Consider the following 2,877-nt stretch of genomic DNA (forward strand, 5'->3'; position numbering starts at 1 on the left):
CATCGAGGACAACTGCTTCATCGGTGCGCGCTCCGAAGTGGTCGAGGGCGTGGTGATCGAGGAAAACTCGGTGCTCGGCATGGGTGTGTACATCGGCCAGAGCACGCCCATCTTCAACCGCGACACCGGAGAGACGTCCTTCGGCCGCGTGCCGTCCGGCAGCGTCGTGATCAGCGGCAACCTGCCCAAGAAGACCAAGTCGGGCCAGGAATACAGCACCTACGCGGCGATCATCGTCAAGACGGTCGATGCGCAAACGCGTTCCAAGACCAGCCTGAACGACCTGCTGCGCGACTGATCGAGAAAACAACAGCACCCGAGGAGAGCGACCGATGAACATGATGGAGCGGATTCTTCGTTTGATGGCCGAGCGCAAGGCCTCCGACATCTACCTCTCGGCGCACTCCCCGGTGCTGATCCGCCTCAACGGCACCTGCGTGCCGATCAACGCCCAGGTGCTGCCGGCCACCGCGCCGCTCGCGCTGCTGGCCGAGGTGGTGCCCGAAGCCCGCATCCAGGAGCTGGAGCGAACCGGCGAACTCAACATGGCCGTGATGCTCGAGGGCGCCGGCAACTACCGCATCAGCGCCATGCGCCAGCGCGGCAGCTATGCGGTGGTGGTGCGGCACATCGCCTCGACCATTCCGAGCTTTGCCGACCTGAACCTGCCTGACATCCTCAAGACGCTCATCATGGAAAAGCGCGGGCTGATCCTGATGGTGGGCGCGACCGGCGCCGGCAAGACCACCACGCTGGCCTCGATGCTCGACTACCGCAACGAGCACGCCACGGGCCACATCCTCACGGTGGAAGAACCCATCGAGTTCACCTATACCAACAAGAAGTCGCTGGTGAACCAGCGCGACGTGGGCAGCGACACCGAGTCGCTGCAGGTTGCGCTCAAGAATGCGCTGCGCCAGGCGCCCGACGTGATCCAGATCGGCGAGATCCGCGACCGCGAAACCATGACGGCCGCCATTGCCTATGCGCAGTCGGGCCACCTGTGCGTGGCCACGCTGCATGCCAACAACAGCTACCGCGCGCTCAACCGCATCCTGAGCTTCTTCCCGGTCGAAGTGCGCCCCACGCTGCTGGGCGACCTGGGCTCGGCGCTGCGCGCCATCGTGTCGCAGCGGCTGCTGCGCACGCCCACCGGCGGCCGCGTGCCGGCGCTCGAGGTCATGCTCAACACGGCCCTGGTGGCCGAGCTGATCGAAAAGGGCGACTTCTCCGCCGTCAAGGAAGCCATGGAGCAATCGATGGCCGAAGGCTCGCAGACCTTCGAGGAAGACATTGCCCGCCTCGTCACCGAAGAGCGCGTGACGCGAGAGGAAGGCCTGRCCCAGGCCGACTCGCCCACCAACCTAATGTGGCGGCTGCAGAACCGCGCCGCGCCCAAGCAGAAGACCGAAGACCGCAACCTGACGGACCAGGTCGACGAACCCACCTTCACTGACATCACGCTCGACGTGAAGTTCTGAACCCGGCCTTTCCCCGATGTCCCGTACCCTCCAGCTCGCCGAACAACTCATCTCGCGCCCCTCGGTCACCCCCGACGATGCGGGCTGCCAACAGATCCTCGGCGAACGGCTGGCACGGCTGGGCTTCACGCTCGAAACCATCGAAAGCGGCCCGGCCGATTTTCGCGTGACCAACCTGTGGGCGGTGCGCCGTCCGGCCGGCACCGCGCCGACGAAGACGCTGGTGTTCGCAGGCCACACCGACGTGGTGCCCACGGGGCCGGTCGAGCAGTGGACCAGCCATCCGTTCACGCCCACCCACCGCGGCGGCAAGCTCTATGGCCGCGGCGCATGCGACATGAAGACATCGGTCGCGGCCTTCGTGGTCTCCATCGAGGAATTCCTTGCGGCCACGCCCGATCCCAGGCTCACGCTCGCGCTCCTGCTCACCAGCGACGAGGAAGGCCCGGGCGTCGATGGCACGGTCATCGTCTGCAACGCGCTGGCCGCGCGTGGCGAAACCATCGACTACTGCATCGTCGGCGAACCCACGGCCGTCGAGCGCTGCGGCGACATGATCAAGAACGGCCGCCGCGGCACCATGAGCGGCAAGCTCACGGTCCATGGCGTGCAGGGCCACATCGCCTACCCGCACCTCGCGAAGAACCCGGTGCATGCCGTGGCGCCCGCACTGGCGGAGCTGGTGGCCATCAACGCCGCGGGCGGCTGGGACGCGGGCAATGCGTACTTCCAGCCCACCAGCTGGCAGATCAGCAACTTTCATGCGGGCACCGGCGCGAGCAACGTGATTCCGGGCAGTGCGGTCATCGACTTCAATTTCCGCTTCTCGACCGAATCGACGCCCGAGTCGCTGCAAAAGCGCGTGCATGCGGTGCTCGATGCGCACGGCGTGGACTGCACGCTGGCCTGGACCATCGGCGGCCTGCCTTTTCTCACGACGCCGGGCGAACTCGTCAGCGCGGTGCAGGCGGCCATTGCCGACGAAACCGGCATCGCCACCGAGCTCTCGACCAGCGGCGGCACCAGCGATGCGCGCTTCATCGCCAAGATCTGCAAGCAGGTGGTCGAGCTCGGCCCGGTCAATGCCAGCATCCACAAGATCGACGAGCACATTGACGTGGCCGAGATCGAGACGCTGAAGAACATCTACAAGCGCACGCTGGAGCGCCTCGAAGCGTCGCTCATCCAATGAGCGCCGCGCCGGGCCGCCCCAAGCAAGCTCGCACCGCAGCGCGAAGCGCGGAGGTCATCCAATGAGCACTGTCATCGAGCTGATCGAGGCCGGCGCCAAGCGGCTGGAAGAGGCCGGGGTCGCCTTCGGCCACGGCACCGCCAACGCCTTCGACGAAGCCGCCTGGCTGGTGCTGTGGCGCCTGAAGCTGCCGCTGGACGACAT

The 2,877-nt window shown here is 66.2% G+C and carries 3 protein-coding genes and 1 pseudogene; all 4 read left to right on the plus strand.

Annotation, left to right across the window (positions count from 1 at the left end; all coding sequences use genetic code 11):
• Nucleotides 1-298: DapH/DapD/GlmU-related protein (locus AC1DOC_RS27530; protein WP_478130906.1), on the plus strand; the 298-nt coding region annotated here is incomplete at its 5' end.
• 34 nt (nucleotides 299-332) lie between these two features.
• Nucleotides 333-1,481, plus strand: coding sequence for a PilT/PilU family type 4a pilus ATPase (locus AC1DOC_RS27535; protein WP_478130907.1), 1,149 nt, complete (start codon nucleotides 333-335; stop codon nucleotides 1,479-1,481).
• Between the two features lie 16 nt (nucleotides 1,482-1,497).
• On the plus strand, nucleotides 1,498-2,673 hold the full coding sequence (dapE, locus tag AC1DOC_RS27540; RefSeq protein WP_012747821.1) for a succinyl-diaminopimelate desuccinylase: 1,176 nt from the start codon (nucleotides 1,498-1,500) through the stop codon (nucleotides 2,671-2,673).
• Nucleotides 2,674-2,734: 61 nt separating this feature from the next.
• Nucleotides 2,735-2,877, plus strand: a pseudogene (locus tag AC1DOC_RS27545) (50S ribosomal protein L3 N(5)-glutamine methyltransferase); the annotation flags it as partial.

The sequence above is a fragment of the Variovorax sp. 01T439_2 genome, assembly GCF_056398445.1.